The organism is Sphingobium xenophagum NBRC 107872 (assembly GCF_000367345.1).
Taxonomy (GTDB): Bacteria; Pseudomonadota; Alphaproteobacteria; order Sphingomonadales; family Sphingomonadaceae; genus Sphingobium; species Sphingobium xenophagum.
Genome location: NZ_BARE01000062.1, coordinates 1 through 19,997, shown reverse-complemented (window position 1 = coordinate 19,997; position 19,997 = coordinate 1). Strand labels below are relative to the sequence as shown.

15 protein-coding genes and 1 pseudogene are annotated in these 19,997 nt (G+C 58.4%); 6 read left to right on the top strand and 10 right to left on the bottom strand.

Annotated elements, in window-relative coordinates; genetic code table 11:
• Positions 1–177 precede the first annotated feature (177 nt).
• Together SX1_RS19705 and SX1_RS19700 are read right to left on the bottom strand one after the other, a co-directional pair.
• Positions 178–1,914 carry an acyl-CoA dehydrogenase family protein gene (locus SX1_RS19705; protein WP_019054450.1) on the bottom strand — a complete coding sequence of 579 codons (1,737 nt, stop codon included), beginning with the start codon at positions 1,912–1,914 and terminating at the stop codon, positions 178–180.
• Between the two features lie 86 nt (positions 1,915–2,000).
• A complete protein-coding gene (locus tag SX1_RS19700) occupies positions 2,001–2,621 on the bottom strand; it encodes a TetR/AcrR family transcriptional regulator (protein ID WP_019054449.1) in 621 nt (206 codons plus the stop codon).
• Positions 2,622–2,876: 255 nt separating this feature from the next.
• Here SX1_RS19700 and SX1_RS23100 point away from each other — a divergent pair.
• A pseudogene (locus SX1_RS23100) lies at positions 2,877–3,408 on the top strand (IS6 family transposase); the annotation flags it as partial.
• 188 nt (positions 3,409–3,596) lie between these two features.
• Here the strand turns inward: SX1_RS23100 and SX1_RS19690 are convergent.
• Both SX1_RS19690 and SX1_RS19685 read right to left on the bottom strand, forming a co-directional pair.
• The gene (locus SX1_RS19690) at positions 3,597–4,274 is read right to left on the bottom strand and encodes a FadR/GntR family transcriptional regulator (RefSeq protein ID WP_019054447.1); all 678 of its coding nucleotides are present in this window, start codon (positions 4,272–4,274) and stop codon (positions 3,597–3,599) included.
• 26 nt (positions 4,275–4,300) lie between these two features.
• Positions 4,301–5,650 (bottom strand): GntP family permease, encoded by a 1,350-nt coding sequence (locus SX1_RS19685; RefSeq protein ID WP_019054446.1) that lies wholly within the window; start codon positions 5,648–5,650, stop codon positions 4,301–4,303.
• A gap of 282 nt (positions 5,651–5,932) precedes the next feature.
• Here SX1_RS19685 and SX1_RS23950 point away from each other — a divergent pair, with 282 nt between their 5' ends.
• Positions 5,933–6,166: a response regulator transcription factor gene (locus SX1_RS23950; protein WP_081610000.1), complete on the top strand. Its 234-nt coding sequence runs from the start codon at positions 5,933–5,935 to the stop codon at positions 6,164–6,166.
• Positions 6,167–6,793: 627 nt separating this feature from the next.
• The gene (locus SX1_RS19675) at positions 6,794–8,101 is read left to right on the top strand and encodes a CapA family protein (RefSeq protein WP_157410310.1); all 1,308 of its coding nucleotides are present in this window, start codon (positions 6,794–6,796) and stop codon (positions 8,099–8,101) included.
• 303 nt (positions 8,102–8,404) lie between these two features.
• On the opposite strand, the gene SX1_RS19670 is transcribed toward SX1_RS19675, so the two are convergent.
• The 6 genes from SX1_RS19670 to SX1_RS23085 form a co-directional block, all read right to left on the bottom strand.
• Positions 8,405–9,574: a thiolase C-terminal domain-containing protein gene (locus tag SX1_RS19670; protein WP_026149975.1), complete on the bottom strand. Its 1,170-nt coding sequence runs from the start codon at positions 9,572–9,574 to the stop codon at positions 8,405–8,407.
• 409 nt (positions 9,575–9,983) lie between these two features.
• Positions 9,984–11,633, bottom strand: coding sequence for an AMP-binding protein (locus SX1_RS19665; RefSeq protein ID WP_019054442.1), 1,650 nt, complete (start codon positions 11,631–11,633; stop codon positions 9,984–9,986).
• A 123-nt stretch (positions 11,634–11,756) separates the two neighbouring features.
• On the bottom strand, positions 11,757–12,554 hold the full coding sequence (locus tag SX1_RS19660; RefSeq protein ID WP_026149974.1) for an enoyl-CoA hydratase/isomerase family protein: 798 nt from the start codon (positions 12,552–12,554) through the stop codon (positions 11,757–11,759).
• An 84-nt stretch (positions 12,555–12,638) separates the two neighbouring features.
• Positions 12,639–15,410 carry a TonB-dependent receptor plug domain-containing protein gene (locus tag SX1_RS23945; protein ID WP_255209809.1) on the bottom strand — a complete coding sequence of 924 codons (2,772 nt, stop codon included), beginning with the start codon at positions 15,408–15,410 and terminating at the stop codon, positions 12,639–12,641.
• A gap of 533 nt (positions 15,411–15,943) precedes the next feature.
• Positions 15,944–16,843 carry a LysR family transcriptional regulator gene (locus tag SX1_RS23940; RefSeq protein ID WP_019054439.1) on the bottom strand — a complete coding sequence of 300 codons (900 nt, stop codon included), beginning with the start codon at positions 16,841–16,843 and terminating at the stop codon, positions 15,944–15,946.
• A 403-nt stretch (positions 16,844–17,246) separates the two neighbouring features.
• A complete protein-coding gene (locus tag SX1_RS23085) occupies positions 17,247–17,765 on the bottom strand; it encodes a gluconokinase (RefSeq protein WP_019054438.1) in 519 nt (172 codons plus the stop codon).
• A gap of 226 nt (positions 17,766–17,991) precedes the next feature.
• On the opposite strand from SX1_RS23085, the gene SX1_RS23080 reads away from it, so the two are divergent.
• The 3 genes from SX1_RS23080 to SX1_RS23935 form a co-directional block, all read left to right on the top strand.
• Entirely contained in the window at positions 17,992–18,345 is a 354-nt protein-coding gene (locus SX1_RS23080; protein WP_026149973.1) for a hypothetical protein, read from the top strand.
• Between the two features lie 62 nt (positions 18,346–18,407).
• Complete coding sequence (locus SX1_RS19640; protein WP_052310936.1) at positions 18,408–19,733, top strand: MFS transporter; 1,326 nt, start codon at positions 18,408–18,410, stop codon at positions 19,731–19,733.
• An 82-nt stretch (positions 19,734–19,815) separates the two neighbouring features.
• The coding region (locus SX1_RS23935; protein WP_157410308.1) for an SDR family NAD(P)-dependent oxidoreductase at positions 19,816–19,997 on the top strand (182 nt) is incomplete at its 3' end.

Below are 19,997 nucleotides of genomic sequence, written 5' to 3'. Positions count from 1 at the left end.
CGGCGGATCACCCCTGGCGACCAGTTGAAGTAGCGAAACGGGCTGTGAGGCTTGCGAGCACGAGGCATCTGTGCCCCCTGCCCTGCCGCTCCTTACCAAGCGGTGCATTTGCATTGACAACACCCGCAGCACCCCTGCCATCATCCTAGCTGGAATGGGGCAGTAAATACCTTTCGCTTAAAAATCTGCGGAGTCGACCGCCATGATCGGCGCTTCACCTGCGGCGATGCTTGCCGCCAGTCCATGAACCTGCGTCAGCACGCGTTGCGCGAAAAAGTCAGCCACCGCGCGCTTACCCCGGTGCAAGGCGCTGTCCTCGCGCGCGGCGGCAGCCATACGAGTCCACATCCATCCTAGGGACACAAGGGCGAATAGACGCAGATAATCCACGGCAGCAGCGCCGAATGCATTACCGCCCGCGTCACGTAGCGACGCCGTCACTTCCCGCAGAAGATCGAGGGCGGCCAAAGTCCTTTCTGCCACTAGTAGCCCCTGCGACCTCTCAACATCCGCCGCAATTAGAGCAAAATACCGCTCTACCACCTCGCCGTTGGCCATGGGGAGCTTGCGCCCGACTAGGTCCAAGGCTTGCACACCATTGGTCCCCTCATAAATCTGAGTGATCCGCGCATCGCGGACATATTGTTCCATGCCCCATTCACGGATGTACCCATGGCCTCCAAACACCTGCTGGGCCTGCACCGCGCTTTCGAAGCCGAAGTCGGTGAAGGATGCCTTCACCACTGGCGTCAGGAGCGCCACGAGCGCATCCGCCGCGGCGCGCTCGGCGGCGTCAGGATGGTGATGCGCGCGATCCAGTTGCAGCGCCGTCCAGCCGGCAAGCGCTCGCCCCGCCTCAACAAAGGCGCGAATGTTGAGCAGCATCCGGCGGACATCGGCATGTTGGATAATCGGAACCGGCCCATTGGTACCGTTGGCACTACGCCCCTGAAGACGCTCCTTGGCATAAGCGGTCGCTTGCTGATACGCCGCTCCGGCGATCCCGAGGCCTTGGATACCAACCATCAGCCGCTCAGCATTCATCATCGTGAACATTGCGGCGAGGCCCTGATTTGGCTCGCCCAGGAGCCAACCGGTCGCGCCGTCATAGTTCATGACGCAGGTAGGCTGAGCGTGAATACCCATTTTCTTCTCGAGTGCACCAACCGACATGCCGTTTCGAACCGTGAATTCGCCATCCGCATCGGCTACGAACTTGGGCACCAGGAACAGGCTGATGCCCTTCACGCCAGCGGGCGTATCCGGCAGCCGCGCCAGCACCAGATGAATGATATTGCCGCCGAAGTCATGGTCGCCTGAGGAGATAAATATTTTCTGCCCTGTGACGGCGTAGCTACCATCGCCGTTCGCCTCCGCCTTGGTCTTGAGAAGAGCTAGGTCGGTCCCGGCGCTATCCTCTGTAAGAGCCATCGCACCCGTCCATTCACCGCGAATCATCGGAGGCAGATAAGTGGCCTTGAGCTCCTCGCTGCCATGAGCGGCAATTGCCTCGGCCGCCCCTCGTGTAAGGCCGGGGAAAAGGCCGAAGGATAGATTGGCCGCTGACAGCATCTCGTCCAGCCATAACTGGAGGATGAACGGCAAACCTTGCCCCCCATATGCAGGATCGGCGGAGAGCGACGTCCATCCTCCGGCCGCGAACTGTTGATACGCGTGGGCGAAACCCATCGGCGTCACCACCGCGCCATTTGCTAGATGGCTGCCTTCCTCGTCACCGCTGTGATTGAGCGGATGAAGCCGATCCGCGCAGAATCGCCCAGCTTCCTCAAGGATGCTTATGGCGAGGTCCGTGTCGACATTGCCTTCCCCGATGTCCGACATCGCGGTCTCGAAGCCTAGGACCTCTGATAGCAGGAAATGATAGTCGGCGATTGGCGGCCCATAAGTTTCCATGGAGATCCTGCTCCTCAAGCTAATTCGCCTGACTGTACCAAACGACTGTTACAGAAGCAACATGTACGATTTTTAAGTGACTTCAGCTAGTCCTTAGAGGGGCGATATATACGAACGATCTGCCGGCCAATCTCTTCAATGGTCAAGCGACCAGACCGATACCAATGCGCGGCGGTATTAAGCTGCGAAAGCAGTAAATTTCGGTAAATTGACGGATCAATGTCATCAGGAAGCGGCAAAGCCGCGACCAAGCCCCGAAAAATATCTTCGAATCTGTCGCGCCGCGCGATCAACTGGCGTCGCACCTCAGCTGGCACTTCGCGAAAGTCGTTCATTAGGGGAAAGGTCAGCGAATCCACATCAACCTGTATCTGCAATAATGTTATGCACGCGGCTTCCAGTCTGGCCCAAGGATCGCTGGCTTTGGCTATAGCCGCCGCGATTCGAGATGCCGCCGTATCCAATGCTGCATCGTGCAATTCGACGAACAACTCGTCTTTCGACTTGATGTGATGGTACAGCGATCCGCCGAGGACACCTGCCCGCTGCCCGATGTCCCGGATTGAGGTGCCTCGATAGCCTTTGCGAGCGAAAAGCTGCGCGGCGATCTCTAGTATTTGTCTCTTGCGAGGGCTCAGGCTGTCGCCGAAGTGGATCGTCGAATTTTGCCCAGTTGAGCTGGGTGTCCTGGCTGCTTTCACGTTCATCGAGTTACTAGGTAGCAGCTTTGGGGCTGAATAGGATGCCTCTTCGAGCTAGAGATCGGATGGTGCCTACACGTCTGCAGTAAATGCAGAGCTCGCTTAGGTGCTGTCATGTGGAGACGGCTCCGTTTCTGCAAAGGTTGAGTTGGCTGACCTTGGTAGCGGGGTGCGGTCATGTGTCCGGCCTGTCAACGCGTCGTGGCCGCTGGCCTTGATGAAGTCCGCTCGCTCAGGTTGCAATCAGTCTATCAAGCTATGAAATTTGGACCACAGATCGCGAAAAACCTCAAGAAGCAGCGTCCCTCCTCACCGACCCTGGTATCTGGATGAGATGATGGTCTCCACAGCAGGAAAGCGCATGTACCTATGGCGAGCAGTCGATGCTGAAGGCGAGGTGCTCGACATGCTGATGCAGAGCAGAAGGAACACAGAAGCCGCTCTGCGGCTGATGAGGAAGCTCCTCAAGAATCAGGGCATCCCACCTCAAGCGATCGTCGTTGACGGCCTTAGATCCTACGGCGCCGCTCTGAGGAAGCTGATAGAGGAGCGGCACAGACCTGGCAGGCTGCGAGAGAACAACAGGGCCGAGAACTCACATCTTCCGATCCGACGACGAGAACGAAAGAAGCAAGGCTTCAAGTCACCAGCCTCAGCCCAGAAGTTCCTCTCCACTCACGCAGCAATCTACGACAGCTTCTATACCCAACGGCACCTTACCTCACCTGCAACGCTGTGGACCCTCCGCAGAGAGTGCGAGAGTGCGTGGCAAGCTGCTGTCCTGGCCGCCTGACAAGGAGATCGTCTGACCCAACCGTGGTTTTCTGAGTTAACCTGAAAACGCTCGTCTAACTCAACCGTAGCATTGGGGGGTAACGTGAAGGCGCTGCATTCGGCTCGGCAGCCCGGATACGCGTGCAATGGCCCGCTAACAGACGGACCCAAGACAGACCCGATCCAACCGCATTCCAGCAACCTCCGTTAGGGCATTAGCCGCTTCCGCCCCTCCGACAGATGCCAGCGCATTGCCAGCGAAGCGCTATCGGCATCCTGCACGCGGATCGCATCGACGATCATCTCATGCTCGCGCATCATCGCGCCGATCACTTCGGGCGGCCGTGAGCGCGAGATGTCCACGCCGGCGCGCATGATCTGATCAATTTCTGCGGATAGAGCATCGAAGGCGGGCAGGAAGGCGGGGTTGGCGGTGGCGCGTACGATGCAGCGGTGAAGCTCCATGTCCTCATCATGCGCTGGCGCGCTCGAGAGCAGAGCTTCACGCAGCCGTTCCAGCGCCTCCTCGATCGCGTCCATCTCCGCCGGCGAGCGCCGCGCCGCCGCCAGCCGCGCTGTCTCCGCTTCCAGCACGAAGCGCACCTCGTAGGTGCCGAGCGTCGCGCGCAGGCCCGCAATCGGCATGAAGGCGAGCATCCGCCCCGACGGGCGGCTCTTCACGAACGATCCCGCGCCCCGCCTCGGCTCGGTGATCCCGTCCGAGGAGAGCCGCGCCAACGCCTCGCGCACGATGGTGCGCGACATGCCGAACATCTCGGCCAGCCGCGACTCAGACGGCAGCCGATCGCCGACGTGCAGGTCGTCGCGGTTAATGATCTCGACGATACCGGTGTAGGCGCGGTCTGTCAGCCGTTCCTGGATCATTGCCGGCCCCCCGTCTCTCCGTCGGCTCAGAATAGCGCGCTTCCTGCCAGCACCAAGAGCAATCCGATAGCTGATATCGCGGTCTCCAGGACGGACCAAGTACGAAACGTATCTGGCGTGTCGGTGCCGAGATAGCTCTTTACTAGCCAGAAGCCGGGATCATTGACGTGGCTGAAGAACACGGATCCTGCGCCGATAGCTAACACCGTCCATTCAGGCGAGGCCCCGGTCGCGGCCACGACCGCCGGCATTACTCCCGCGGTAGTGATTGTGGCGACAGTGGCCGAACCAGTAGCGAGGCGGATGCACACCGCGATGGCCCAGGCGAGCACCAGCGGCGACAGCGTGGCGCCGCTAGAGGCACGGACCAGCAGATCCGACAGTCCCGCCGTGACGAGCACCTGCTTCAGGGCCCCGCCAGCGCCGATCGCGAGCAGGATCGCGCCAACGGGCGCCATCGTCTCAGCCCAAATCGCGGTCTGCACCGGTGCGCGCAGCGCCGAGCGGCCGAACAACAGCGGTAGCGCCGCGAGGCAGGCGACGAGCAGCGCGAGCACCGGGTTGCTCATGGCTGCCAGCCACGCGGCTTGCGGCGCCAGCGCCTCGGGCATCAGCGCCGGCAACTGCCCCGCGGCAATCAGCACCACGGGCAGCAACACCACCAGCACCGCACGCCACACCGGCGGCGCCAGGACTTCCGCGCGTACCGGCGCCAGGGTTGGCGTTCCCAACGACACCCCGCGTGCGGTGAATCGCGCCAGCAGCGGCCCGGCAAAGATCGCGGTCGGCACTGCGACCACCAGTCCGTAGAGCATCGTGCGTCCGAGGTCGGCGCCTAACGCCTCCACCGCCAGTAGCGGACCGGGGTGCGGCGGCACGAGCGCGTGGACCACCGAAAGGCCCGTCACGGCCGACAGCATAAGCCGCAGCTTGGCATAGTCGCCGCCACCCGCTCCCGTGGGTAGCGCCTCGGCGGCGGAGGCGACGATCGGCAGCAGCAGCACGAGGCCGGTCTCAAAGAACAGCGGTAGGCCGATCACCAGCGCCGTGAGGAGCGCAGCCCATGGTGCGCCGCGCTGGCCCGACCAGCGCAGGGCAGTGCGTGCGATCCCCGCTGCCCCGTCTGATAATTGAAGCATCGCGCCCAGCGCCAGCCCGAGCGCGACGACCAGGCCGGTCCCGCCCAGGATGTCGCCCGCGCCCTTCTGCACTGCCTGGGCCGTGTCCGCGAGCGACAAGCCGGCAAGCAGCCCGACGACGAACGCCCCGCACAGCAGGCCCACGAACGGGTGGAGCCGTGCCTTGACGATTAGCCCGATCGAAAGCGCAATACCGGTGATCGCTGCCAGGATCAGCTGGATATCCGCACCCGTCATAGCCGTATCCGCCCCGGCACCCCGAAACGCCTCTCAAACATTCCTCTCCCCCCGACACGCCTGCTGGCCCAAGTACCACTTGTATGACAGCACGGCTCAGAACGAGCTTAAATTCGGCGCCCGTTGCCTGAACTATATCCACTGGCGCTTGAATCTGTCCAACCAATTCATCTACATGGGTGCAACGATTCAGGCGGAGCAGGCGACCGCTCCCCGACTCGCAGGAACTGGAGAGGGAGGCTGAACGTGACAGGGCATCAGAACAGCGAGTCGAGCAGCACGATAGCCAGCTTCGCCCCATCCGCGACAGCGCGGCTCACACCAACGCAACTGCGGGTACTTGAAGGCGTGCACTCAGGCCTCCTCAATAAGCAGATCGCATTCGATCTGGGAATCGCGGAAGCGACTGTTAAGGCCCACATGACTGCGCTGATGCGCAAGCTGAATGTCCGCAATCGCACGCAGATGGCGGTCGCCGCTCAGGCGATGGGCTTCGTCCACCGCCTCGCCGGCTGAGGGCAATCCCCTTTTCCAGCAGCTTCATGCCAAGCAGCACGGCCTTCCGTTGACACTGAACCAATACCCACCGACATCGTGATCAGCGTGGTATCGTCAGGTCCCAGCGGTAAGGTTGAACCCGCATCGATGCGACTTCTCTCCACCGAACCGGCTTTGGACGGATGAAGACGGCTGCGTCGGTATCTTCGTAACGGGCGGCCGAGATCGGCTTTAGCAAATGACCACCGCTCAGCTCCCAAGGCGCCTTACAGTGCGCGAAAGTCGCACCGACGCTGCTCGACCCTGTTGCACAGGAGTCTACGAGGGCTTCCGGCGAGCGCCTCTCGCCCGACGCCTGACTATGACTTAAGGGCATGTCGGGTTCTTTAAACACATTGGACATTTCCATGCCGCACTTCAGGATGGCGGCTCATTTCGGGAGGGTGATTGATGTTTTCGAGAAGCGCACGTTGGGGACTCGCTTGTGTGCATGCTGTCAGCATCGGGAGTCTGATGTGTGGGACGGCAAGCCTAGCGCAACAATCTCCGATCCCGCCCCGAGATCAAGAGCCGGTTCTAGGCCGGTCGCATTACGAGAACGCGGGCAAGCCGATGCGAGAGCCTGATGGATTTCGTGAAACAAGCGTGGACGACGGATACACCGTTGCGGTTGTCGGTGACTTGCTGATTGCCTCGCCAGCAATGCCTTACCACGAGACGCAGGAGCTGGCCGCGATCCTTAAACGAGCGGACGTCGTGGCGGGTAATCTCGAAAACATCATCCATGATACACGGACCTACAAACTGCCCATCGTGAATAATGGAGTTCTGGCGGGAATGACGTCTGAACCAGGCGTCGCCAAAGATCTTCGCGCAATGGGCATCACCATGGTCGGCCGTGCGAACAACATCGTGAGTGGCTACGGGATAGAGGGAATGCGCGAAACCAGCCAGTGGCTGGATGAAGCGGGAATCGTACACGCCGGCGTTGGCGAAACGCTTGGGCAAGCTCGTGCTGCTCGATACTTGAGCACAGCGAAAGGACGCACGGCTATCGTCTCTTTCGCAACGACGTTCGAATCCCACGGCATGGCCCAGGACCCCAATGGGCTTGTGCCTGGGCTTCCGGGGCTAAGTCCGTTGCGCATGAATCGTGAAGTCGTTGTTACTTCCACGCAGATGCAGGTCCTTCGCGACCTGCGAGAGGCGCTCCCCGATAAAGCCCAGCAGAGATACGATGCGATGACCGCGAGCCAAACCTCCACGCCGGTGGCGGGAGCGGCAGACAAGCTCCAGTTGTTTGGGACCTGGTACAAGCCGGGCTCATCACCAGGATACACTTTCGAACCCAATCGGCTGGACGAGCACCAGATTCTTCAAGGTATCCGCAACGGCAAGGCCAATGCCGATTTCCTGATTACATCAGTCCACTCTCACGAAGGGGATATTCAGGCAATCAAAGATATGGCTCATAAGGCGATCGATGCCGGCGCTGACTTATGGCTCGGTACCGGCAACCACGTCCTTCGCGGCATCGAAATTTATAAAGGCCGTCCAATTTTTTACTCTCTTGGTGACTTTTTCTTCCAGGTTAACCCTATTGGAGAGCCAGTGTCGCGCGCCATGTACGACGCCCGGCTAATCGACCCTAATCTGGCGACCGATGCTGAGTATCAAAATCAGGTTTGGCCGCGGCAGCCGGCGGGGTTGTACCAGAGCATTATCGCAGTCTCTAAGTTCGAGAAAAATCAGCTGAGTGAGGTGCGACTTTACCCGATCGATCTGGGTCAAGATCGTAGGATGTCTAGTCGAGGACGTCCCCGCTTGGCGGATAAGACGACTGGAGACCACATTCTGAATTCGTTAAAAGAACTTTCAGCTCCTTACGGGACGGTGATCAAGATCGAAGGCAACGTGGGTGTGATTCGAGTGGCACCGACGGGGAAGCGGTAGCCTGGTTCGGGGGAGTTCGGTGTTCGCGACGGAAGTCTAGTGGCCCTGGACTCGTTCACGTTCGACAACGTTGATTATAGCTAACGCAAAGATCGCTTTCGGCCTTGGAGGGTGGCCCTCCGCTATGGGCCAGCGGTTGCGAAGGGAGCTGCGGTCTAATGGCTCGGCGCGAGTAGGACTATGCGTACTTCCCAATGACCTTGTTAAGAGGGAGGTTGCGGCCGCTGTCGCGCGATCAGGGGGCGGAAATCTCACCGAGCACTTACTGCGACGACTTTGGGTTTAATCTCCGGTCGAAGGTTGCTATTTCCGGTAAATCGTAACCACGCCGGCGCTTCCCAGGCCGAGATTATGTTGCAACGCGACGCTTGCGCCCTCAACCTGCCTAGCCCCCGCGTTCCCGCGTAGCTGGTTGACTAGTTCGAAGCATTGAGCGAGGCCGGTCGCACCTAAGGGATGGCCTTTTGACATCAGCCCACCAGACGGTCCGACTACATATCTTCCCCCATAGGTGTTATCGCCGTCTACGATGAGCTTGGTGGCGCCGCCCTCATCGCATAGCCCTAGAGCTTCCATGTTCAGAACTTCGTTGTTCGTAAAGCAGTCGTGCATTTCAATGACATCAACGTCTTCGGGCCCTAAGCCTGCTTCCGCATAAGCTTTCTCCGCAGCGCGGCGAGTAACTCCGGTTCCGACAACCCGTATCGGATCAGCCCACGAGTCACTGGTGTCCGACGTCATAGCCTGCCCGACCACTTCTACACCGTTCACCCCGTTCTTTCGCGCGAAAGCCTCGCTACATACAACTGCGGCGGCAGCCCCGTTTGTGGGAGGGCAGGCCATCAAGCGGTGGAGATAGCGCCCGTAAAGGAGCGGCGAGCCCAGCACCTCCTCTTCCGAAACCTGCTGCGTGAACAGAGAGTAGGGATTTACAATTGCATGCCGACGGGACTTGACAGCGACCTTAGCAAAAATGGTTGGATCAGCGTCATAATGAGATACGTAATATTCCGCAGCTGCGCCAAACGCCCAAAGCGTCACATGCTTCGACTCCGGATATCCATGTTCAGCAAGTTGCTCCGTGAAGCGTCCAAGCGGCGATTCCATTCCCTGGAAAGCCATCGATAGAGGGCCCGGTGCCATTTCTTCGAAACCGAAGGCCAAAGCACATTCGACTGCGCCTGACCTTACAGCTTCGCGCGCCAAGTAAAGCGCGGTTGAGCCCGACGCGCAGTTATTGTTAACGTTTATGATTGGTATTCCGGTTTGCATAACGTCATACAGTGCGTTCTGCCCAGAGGTGGAATCGCCATAAACATAGGCGGCAAAGGCCGTTTCGATACTTGACGGATCGATCCCCGCGTCCGCGATCGCCTCGGCGATCGCTGCGCTGCCCATATGCCGATACGACCTCGATTGCCCAGGCTTGGTGAATTTCGTCATTCCGACGCCTGCAACATAAGTCCTTGCCACCTGCAATCTCCTTATCCTCGCACAACCCTGTCATCATCTACCGACAGCAATATTCCGCCAACCACCATGACCGCCGCTCAGACGCTTCTGCAGCACGCCGGCCGTAAAGTTTACAAGTGGCCGAGCCGCAGTCGGGGCTGCGCCGGTCGCCGCCCTGCACTCTTGCATAAAGCCGTGGCGGAGTTGGTCCGCCAGACCGCTCGGCGGCTCCTACGACAACCGGGAGCGGCTCGAACTTGAACAAACGGACATTTTTTAAACGGCTACAGAAAGTCCGGCAAGTATAGGGTCACTTCTCACCTACTCAAGACAGGCTTAGACCACAATGGATCCCAAACTTGGCTGTCCTTGTACTCAAGCGCCCTTGATGTCTGCCCCGCCACCGCTCGCCCGGAAGCGCGCAGCTAAACTATGGATTTTGATCATTCTCCATTTGCCGCAAGACAAATCGCTGAACCTTTCCGCTCGGTGTCTTCGGAAGCTGTTGCACGAAAGTGATCTCGCGCGGATAAGAATGAGAGGAAAGCCGAGCGCGAACGTGCTGCTGGAGTTCATCAATAAGTCTGTCCGATGGCAGGTGGCTTGGATGCAGCACGACAAACGCCTTCACTATCTCTGTCCTGACCTGATCCCGCTTTCCTACAACGGCAGAATCCACCACCGCGGGATGTTCCAGAAGGCAACTCTCCACATCAAATGGTCCGATCCGGTAGCCAGACGACGTAATGACATCGTCAGAGCGTCCGACGAAACTAATACTGCCGTCGGAGTTTCGCTCCATTATATCGCCGCTCCGGAAATAAGCATCCTCGGATGTCATCGCAGCGCCTGCATAACCCGTGAACCAGAAAAGCGGGGAGCTTCGGCGGTCAACAGCAAGCACACCCGGAACACCGCAAGGTAACTCATTTCCGTCGTCGTCGAGGATGGCTAGCCGATATCCCGGCGACGGGAAGCCGGTCGCCCCCGGGTGTACTGGGTGTTCAAGACCATGATGGTGGCAAATAACCATCCCCATTTCCGTCTGTCCATAGTGGTCATGCACCGTCACATCTAGGTAGTCTGCGAACCACCGAATGATTTCTGAGTTTAATGGCTCACCCCCACTAGAGACTGCGCGAAGCTGCCCCTTCACCGGCTTTACCAATTCCTCTCCCCCTGCCATGATCAGCCTAAAGGCGGTTGGTGAACCAGCAAGATTGGTAATTCCGTGCTCCTTGATAATGCGGATCGTTGACTCAGCCGTAAAGGGCGCGTTGAAAAAGAGGGTCCTCTGTCCAAGCGCCAGAGTTCCAAGGACGCCAATATAGAGGCCGAAGGCCCATCCCGGATCGGCGACGTTCCACCATTTGTCATCAGGCCGAAGATCAGCGCCGTTTCTCAGGTATGCCATGAATGAGATAATCGCCTTTATCGGGACCTCGAGCGATTTAGGAGAGCCTGTCGTACCAGATGTGGACATAAATAGCATTCCATCACTCTTCGACCGCTGAACCGGCTCGAAGTGCGAAGATTGTCGGCCTAATTCTTTCCAGAAGTCCATGTCGCTGCTGGGTACCGCAGAGCCCTGGATGCCCACACTAACGATCTGGAAACTCCGCGTAAGCTTGTCCAGCTTGGAGCGATTCATGGCATCTACGACTACTACCTTCGCCCCGGAGCCACCAAGTCTCTGCTCAACCGCGCGTGATCCGAACGCAGTGAATAACGGCTGATATACAGCACCTAGCCTCAAGGTCCCCAATATAGCTACGAGTAACTCGGGTGTCCTCGGTAAAAGGGCAGCCACGCGGTCACCCGCCTGTACTCCGCAAGCAACTAAAAGGTTTGCGAATTTCCCCGTCAGCTCTTCGAGTCTGCCATAACTGTAGGTCTCATGATTCCCGTCCACGTCGATGTACAGGAGCGCGGCTCTTTCTGGGTCGGTGACAGCGTACCGCCCGCAGCACTCCGTATAGGCATTTATACCAAAGTCATGAGCTTTGCAGAACAGAAAGTCTTCTTCCTCATGCAAGGAGAAGCCTTGATACGCATCCCAATAGTCCCGAGAAGTAGCCACTTGCTCAAAGTCTCCGTTTAGGTCGTAAGCGGCAATATGCCTGACGCCGCTCTGATTAGCATCTTCTCGGCCGGTGAGACCGTCAACTTGACTGTGTCTCGCTTAGCACACTATAATCCACTATTACGTACCTGTGAATTGCGGCACCCTCTTTTCCTTGAAGGCGGCAAGACCTTCCGCAAAGTCATGCGAGCGCATGTACTGCCGTAATGCATCAATTTCAGCCCCCAGTCCCTCTTCGATCGACTGGGATTGGCTGCTGTCGACTAAAGCTTTAGTAATCGCAAGGCCGGAGGGGCTGTGGCACGAGATCTTCTCCGCGACTTTGTCGACCTCTTCCAGAAAGGTATCGTCGGGGAAAATGGCTTCAATCAGGCCCGCAGCCAGCGCACGCTGCGCGCCCCATAACTCGGCTGTGAACAGCAAAAGCTTCGCCATACCGGGGCCTATTGCTCTCGGCGTGATCGTACCTCCACCTGCCCCAGGGACGGTGCCGAACTTAAGGTGCCCGTCTCCAATGCGCGCGCTCGAAGTGGCCAAACGGATATCACATGCAAGCGCCAGTTCCAGCCCCCCGGCCACGGTTGTGCCATTGATTGCGGCGATTACCGGCTTGGCGGATGCTCTGATGCGGTCCAACATTGCGCGCCCCCTGATGGGAAGTGAAAGACGCGTCGAGTCTGACGATGCCTCCGAGCCGAGCCCGGCATCCTTGAGGTCAACGCCGGAGCAAAAAGCGGCTCCCGCCCCGGTTATGACAATTACGCGGACCCCCGGCTCATACGACAACCGCTCCATCTCACGGTCAAGCGCTTCAACGAGCGGCAGCGAAAGGGCGTTTCGCTGCCGTGGTCTATTCAGCTTAACCCATGCGACCGCACCTTTCTGCCACTTTATTACAGGATCCTCGACATCACTCACCGTTAGAACTCGCCTTCTTTCATATCAGCCGTGTTGGTGGCGCTGCGGCACTACCACTTTGGGCAACGGCTTGTCCCCGTGTCGCTACATCTTCACCCGAACACCAATTTTTAGCGAACGTCCTATGCGATCATAGTTCCCCCCGGTATTCTCAAAGCCGAAGGGCGGCGCTTCGTCGAGTATATTGTTGATGTTGGCGTAGATTGAGAACGTCCCAAGGCCAAACGTTATCTTCTGTTCTAAGGCTGCATTCAAATACCAAACCCCAGAAATACTTCCGACATCAACAATGTTTGTTGTGCTGAAAGCTCCCGATCCAATGCGAGTCGCACTGACTAGCATAGTCGTTGAAGGAAGAGAGTAGCCGGCACTCAGATCAAAGTTCCAGCGCGCCAGGCCTAGGGACAGGTCGCCAGCTCTGTCGACTGTCGAACGAAAGTCTCTTATCCTATATCTTCGCAGGTAATTTCCTAATCCGCGTAGTACCACCGTCCCCGGCCCAACGCGAGCCCGGTAGCCGACCTCTAGGTCGTAGCCTGACACGTCTAGGGTCTGAAGATTAAGACCGGGAACATCGATCCGCACTAGCGGACCTGTTGTACTTCCGTCTCCAGTTGTTCTTGTGACAAGGCCGCATAACGCCGAGTTTCCGGCCAAGCACTGCGTTATAATGTCCAATGCACCTAGTGTCCCGATGGCATCTTTTATCTTGATTCTATAATAATCAAGCGACGCATCGAAGCCGGGAAGGAATCTAGGTCGAAGGACGACTCCGAGCGCGGTTGTTTTCGCCTTCTCGGCCACGAGGTCCCGATTTCCGATCCCGAGGAAGCCCGCAAATGGAGTTACCAGTCCCGTTCGGGGATCTCTGACGGTCTGGAGCTGTTGTACGCCACTGGAGAACAGTTCGAATAGATTTGGGGCTCGAATATCACGGGACAAGGTGCCTCGAAGGCGGATGTCCGGGACCGGCGAGTACGTTAATCCCGCTTTCCAGGTGGTGACAGATCCGCTTAAACTATAGTCAGTCAGCCGGGCGGAACCGTTAAGCTCCAGCTTATCAGCGAACGGGAGACCGTCGGCGAGTGGAACGACTAGTTCCGCATAACCCTCTTTCACACTTTGGCTGCCCTGAAAATTACCCCCAGGGTTGTTAAGAATAAAGCCAGTGCTGGCGGTTACCGCGTCGACACCCTGAGCGACCCGGTCATGGCGATACTCCGCGCCTATCGCGAAGGAAACGGGGCCTGCCCACGTGGAGAACGGCTCGCCATTGATATTTACTGCGGCCGCTGTTTGCGCTGAGGAAAGATCTACCTGCGCCGTCCCGAGATAGTAGTCTTTCGCTTCTGCTGATGTTGCACCGAAGCCGAAGAGGTTCGCCGGCCTGCAGGCGGCATCGTCGTTCCCCGCTACACTATCTGCATTGACACGACAGGTTGGCACTCCACCAACCAAAACGGCATCGATCGAGTTGTTGAACTTGGACCGGATTGGCTGGTTGCCCGCCTTGCTGAGAAACCGCACCTCTCCGTGGGCGATGTAGCCGTTGACTTTCCAATTTTCGCCAACGTCTGCTTCAAATCCGCCACTGAACCGATGGACGCGAGTTCTTCGGGAATAGCGACTAGGACCGTTGTCGGCAAAATAACGACCCAAAGTGAACGAAGATATTGCGTCATTTGTTGCCGGATTCCCATCCGGATCGTCGAGCTTCGCTGCGAAGGAAGCCGGTAGGAATGCATTGTCTCGGCGGATCGTGATGGCTCCATAAGCGGCGGTAAGATACGGTACAGATGTGAAGCTGCTGCGGCTCTCAGCATATTGAGCGTCACCGAATAATTTCACTGCTGGAACGGGCTGAAACGAAATGCGCGCATAAGCGCTGCCCCGTTCTTGCGGACTTGCTAGAGCAGTGTAGTTAAACGTGCCGCCCATATCCGGGCGTTGAACTGGACAGGCAACCACCGCTGTGGTGCCACATAAGTCGTACGCTCGAGTCTGACCGTTCGGCAGAAATTCTGTGCCACGAAATGGTCCTGAAGTCACGACGCCGTTGTACGACGACCCTTGAAAATAGACATAGGGGCGAAGTAACAGAGGACTTTGCCCGTTTGTTGATGTGAATGACGGATTTGCAACAGTACCTGTAAACAGTCCTGTAAAGTCGCGAGACTGTGGATCAACTCCATCGGCTTGGTAATATTCGGCTGCTGCAACGACTCGAAGGGTCTCGTTAAGGGCTCCACCCCAGGCTAGTGATAATTTGTGAGTTCCTGCGTCTCCACGTGTCGAGATCCCTGCTTCAGCATTGGCTCTCAATCCTTGGAGCTGCGTATCCAAGACAAAGTTCACTACGCCTGCCACCGCATCCGAGCCGTAAGCAGCAGACGCTCCACCCGTAACGACATCAATCCGACTGACGAGGGCTGACGGCAGAACAGAGATATCGACAGTTCCGAGGGCAGTCGTCGGGACGTAACGCTGTCCATTCAGCAGAGTAAGGGTTCGATTTGGACCAAGGCCGCGGAGGTTAACAAAGCTCTGTCCCCCTGTGCCCGACGCCTGCTGACTAGCAGTAGTTGAAGTTGAAGTGTTCCGAAACGCTGGGATAGTAACAAGGGCATCAACGAGGATCGATGGAGCGCGCGTTTCAAGCATTTCCCGTCCGATGACGGTGAGCGGGGTCGGCGCATCGAACCCGGCTCGAGAGACGCGAGTTCCAGTGACTACAATGTCCACAGCACTGGGTTCAGCTGGCTTAGCCTTTTGCGGAAGCGGGCGCTCATCTGTCGCCTGGGAATCAGCCGCCGTGATCGCCTGAGCATGGGCCGCCTGTGTTACGATACAAGACATACCGAGCAATATAGCTCCGCTGCAACGTAACCTTGTCTTCGCCTGCATTATGTCCCCCCGCGCTTGGATTTACCGCTCCTTGAGCGGCTTTATTTGGCGACCGGATTCGAGAATTCGGAACGCGGTTTGATACGAACACTTTTTGACGCGACTATCCAGTTCAAGAAGGGGGCGGCCCATGATCGCCAGTCATGGCTCCGGTGACCGAGGGAACGCGGAGGTAGCTCGAGGGGGGCTCTGAGGAATTTAATGCACGCCCGGGTCAGCCTTCGTCAGTCACGATGAGGGCAGTTCACCTTCGAGTGGACGCGACCCGGTAGTGGAGCCGCAATCTTCAGCAGAGCACCTGGCGAGAGCTAGGCTGTTAGCAAAACTGCTATCTATACTGAGACGCCGCCAGTGCAAATTAGCTTGAAAGCTGGTGCGGCTCACGTTGCCTGCACCGGCAGCTTATCCAATACGTTCGGTGAGTTGCAGCCGGTTACGCGGCCCTGCTTGATGAGTTTTCAATCAAGGGCTAAGTCTGTGATGCCTTATGAGGCTACTGGAAAAAACTTTCTCATTGTCTTGAGAAACGCGCGTACCGGCGGTGAGCGCTCGGACAACGAAGGAACTGCACAGCACAGCGGAAGGGCAGGGAATAGGCTGGCGCCAGGCACGACTTCGAAATATTCAGAAAACGTGTTGGAAGCGGCGTACTCAAGCGTGGTGACGCCGATGGATTCGGAAGTCAAGACGAGCTGCCTCACGATTGGGAAGTAATCAATGCGATGCACATGGTTTTGCCAAATGAGTCTGTGTTTTTCGAAAAGAGACTGGAAGGCCTCTGTATATGGCCGCAAGTCAGAGGGTAGAACGAAATTAAACCTCACAAGGTCATTAGTAGTAACCTGCTGAAGTGCTAGGACGGGATGCAGCTTTCGCACAAACAATACGGGCCTGATCAAACTTATTCGATGACGGACAAGTCCACTCCAGTCAGAGAAGCTATCTTCAACCCCCACCGCGACATCGATGCCACCAATTCTTAACAGCTGCATCACTCGCTCTGATGAGGCACCTGTTTGCTCAAGGCGAATTGCAGGATGTCGCTGCAAAAGCGAAGCTAACGGTTTTGCCAACAGCCACTCCAGCGAAGCTGGACATACCCCAATACGCAAGGGTCGCGCGTAAGGATTTTTGTCTTGTTCCCCCGACAGCAAAACTCGCGCATCTTCAAGTAAACGCCGCGTCCGCTCGACGAAGTCTCTGCCATTTTCGGTTAGGATCGTACCGCGGCTGGTCCGATAGAAGAGCGTATACCCAAGCTCGCGCTCTAAGTCCGCAATGGCGCGAGTTACTCCGGACTGCGTTATCCCAACCTTGTCAGCGGCGGCCGTGAAGGAGCCGGAAACGCTAACCGCAAGAACATACTCCAATCGTCGGTCAAGCATCGCTTATAGCCAAACGTCCGAGTCTGTGAATTGGAGGTGTCAGGTTCGCAGACCTCAGGTTGCCGAACGGACGACGCCGCTAATGCCGTAGAGGCTCAACCGCACCGGTGAGTTTAGCGCGATGTAACCGAGAAAGGGCCCGGAACTTGCGAATTCGCAACCGATAACTGAAGGAGGCAAGTTCGCAGCGGGTTCCTTCGCCTCGTTAAATTTCAATCCAAGGGCACAGCATGCCCACCATTGCGCCGAGAGTGGAGGACGAATCAGCACTGCGCTACGAATCACATCCGTGCCCTGACGTCAATCAGAACCGTGCATGTTGGTCGTCCCTGACCAGCGGTAAGTGTTCATACGCGCAGTAAATAGTTTAACGAGTTTAGAATGACGTCTGACTCGCCGGCAACTAAGCGGCACGACCGCCTACACTAGCTTCAGTCCCCACTCGGCTCAGCCACGCCGCCGCATCCTCACATAGCGCTTCCGGGGCCCTGTTCGAATTCAGCGTGAGGACGGGCTCGTCCGGCTCCGGTCGTTCGAGCGTGTCGAACTGGCTGTCGAGCAGGCTGGCTGGCATGTAGTGGCCGGTGCGATGCGACAGACGCCGGGCGAGTTCCTCGCGATCGTTGTCCAGGAGCACGAAGCGCGTGCGGCCGCCGGAAGCGGCGGCGAGCCGGTCGCGGTAGGTGCGGCGTAGAGCCGAGCAGGCGGCGATGGCGCAGCCGTCGGCGGCGGCGGCGTCGCCGAGCGCACGGCCGAGGCGATCAAGCCATGGCCAGCGATCGGCATCGTCAAGCGCGCGCCCGGCGCGCATTTTCTCGACTGCGGCGACGTCGTGGAACTCGTCGCCTTCCAGAAACTGGCAGCCGAGCGAGTCAGCGAGCAGCTTGCCGAACGTAGACTTGCCGCTGCCGCTGACGCCCATGACAACTACGGCTAACGGCGCAACCGTTTTCACAACTGGTCGTCTCACGCAACGCTCCGATAATCCGCCGGAAGACGAACTCCGGCCGGGCAACTCCGCCATGTTGCTACAGGCGTTGCGTCCGTTGCGAAACTACGACCATGGTCGCGGATGCTCCTTTGCCGGTAAGCGCTTACTAATCGCTTCGCGCGGCAGCGAACCAAGCCGTCTACGATGAGGAGAGGGAATGCATCACGGCGTACTAATGGCAACGACGCCGCTAAGGGCGAAAGTTATTGTCGCCGCATCTGCCCCGCCAGGTTCTGTGCTCCCGGTGCACCCCAACTATCTCCTTGCGCTAGTCGAGAAGGAAAAGCGCGACGGCGTCGTCAATAACCCCGCCACGATCCAGAAGGCGTCGGACAGTGCGCGCGGCAAGGGCGGGCTCGGCCTCATCTTCCTCCCTCGGCAGCTGCGTCGCATCACACGCGCGCTGATCGCACAGATCGTTGTCCTGCGCGACGTTAACGTGGCGACCTTCTGTTCCTCGATGCGCAACTTCGACGGTGATTTAGGGGGGGAAATGGAATTCGCACTGTGAGGCCAGATTGTTCAGAGACTGTAGTCGTCGGCGACGGCGCGGCGGAGCTAGAACGTAGGACCATGCGCAAGGTACGGCGCCGTATCGTCCCGCTGATGGTGTTGCTCTATGTGATTGCGTACATCGACCGGAACAACGTTGGTTTTGCTAAACCGTACATGTCCGAAGATCTCGGCCTCTCCAACGCGGCCTATGGCTTCGGAGCGGGCGTCTTCTTCATAGGATACGTGCTCATGGAGGTTCCAAGCAACGCAGGGATGTACCGGTTTGGCGCCCGCCGCTGGATTGCGCGGATCCTCATCAGCTGGGGGATGCTTGCATGTGCCATGGCTCTCGTGACAGGTGAGACCTCGTTTTACGTTATCCGTTTCTTACTGGGCGCGGCCGAGGCCGGGTTTTTCCCCGCGGTGTTGTTCTACTTCACCCTCTGGTTCCCTGCGCAACAGCGCGTCTCCGTTCTCGGCCTCTTTGTAATGGCGCAGCCAGTGGCGAACGCAGTCGGCTCCCCTCTCTCTGGATTGCTGCTCACCCTCGAGGGCTGGGGCGGATGGCACGGATGGCAGTGGATGTACGTCATCGAGGGTCTGCCCGCTGTCGTCATAGGTCTGCTCGCCCCGCGCCTGCTGACTGATCGCCCGTCTGAGGCGACCTGGTTAAACAGTGACGAGCGAGCTTGGCTTGTACGAACCATGGACGTTGAGTTCGCAGCTAAGTCCGTGAGCAGCTTGCATCCCTTTTGGACTGCGCTGAAAGATCCCCGTGCATGGACCTATGGCGCCCTCAACTGCGGCATGGCTTGCGGCATCTACGGGCTCGGACTGTGGCTGCCCACCATCGTTGCAGGTATGCGCGAGTATAGTGGTTCGAGCAGCACAGCACTCGGCCTACTGGTCATGATACCCTATGCCGTGGCCATCCCTTTCGTATACCATTGGGCACGGCGGGCAGAGCGTACCGGCCTGCGGGCCTTGCACGCGTCCGTCAGCCTTGGAGTCGCCGCTTTCGGTCTGCTAGGGGCTGGCTACCTGCTTTCGATCAGTCCCGTACTCGCGCTGACTTTCCTGAGTATTGCCGCAACTGGAATTTACTCGGCCATCGGGCCCTTCCTTTCCATGCCGTCAGCGCTCTACGCCGGAGCCGCGGCTGCGGCCGGCCTCGGCCTCATGAACTCGCTCGGCAACATCGGAGGCTTTGTAGCACCCTTGGTCGTGGGGATGATCAAGGACCATACCCATAACGACCAGATCGCCCTCACCTTCCTTGCGACATGTCTCGCCGTCACCGCCGTCTGCACCTACCTTTTCGCCCGCCGTCGGCCTGAGGGCGACGCCGGCATCGAGGCGGCTTCGATCCAGGCCGCAGCGCGACAGCCTGAGATCTCTGCTTGAGGAGCCATGTCGAGTTCGCCGCTCCCGGACCAAGGCTTCTGCAGGACGCCTACGATACACTTCTCAAACCAAAAGGACGATAATGGCTCGCCCATCTACATCATGTGACCTCTCCGGGTGTACCGCTCTCGTCACCGGGGGTGGAGTCGGCATCGGCGCTGCAATCGCCTTAACTCTCGCCGCAGCCGGGGCGCGGGTTGCGCTTACCTACCGCCGGCATCCGCCAACCGAGGAGGCCATGGCCAGACTGCGGACGCCGGACGG

Coding starts and splice junctions, on each gene's coding strand:
- SX1_RS19685 (WP_019054446.1), bottom strand. CDS start 5,650: ATGACGGGTGCGGATATCCAGCTGATCCTGGCAGCGATCACCGGTATT.
- SX1_RS19705 (WP_019054450.1), bottom strand. CDS start 1,914: ATGGAAACTTATGGGCCGCCAATCGCCGACTATCATTTCCTGCTATCA.
- SX1_RS23940 (WP_019054439.1), bottom strand. CDS start 16,843: ATGCTTGACCGACGATTGGAGTATGTTCTTGCGGTTAGCGTTTCCGGC.
- SX1_RS23080 (WP_026149973.1), top strand. CDS start 17,992: ATGCATCACGGCGTACTAATGGCAACGACGCCGCTAAGGGCGAAAGTT.
- SX1_RS19690 (WP_019054447.1), bottom strand. CDS start 4,274: ATGATCCAGGAACGGCTGACAGACCGCGCCTACACCGGTATCGTCGAG.
- SX1_RS19640 (WP_052310936.1), top strand. CDS start 18,408: ATGCGCAAGGTACGGCGCCGTATCGTCCCGCTGATGGTGTTGCTCTAT.
- SX1_RS23085 (WP_019054438.1), bottom strand. CDS start 17,765: ATGGGCGTCAGCGGCAGCGGCAAGTCTACGTTCGGCAAGCTGCTCGCT.
- SX1_RS23945 (WP_255209809.1), bottom strand. CDS start 15,410: ATGTCTTGTATCGTAACACAGGCGGCCCATGCTCAGGCGATCACGGCG.
- SX1_RS19700 (WP_019054449.1), bottom strand. CDS start 2,621: ATGAACGTGAAAGCAGCCAGGACACCCAGCTCAACTGGGCAAAATTCG.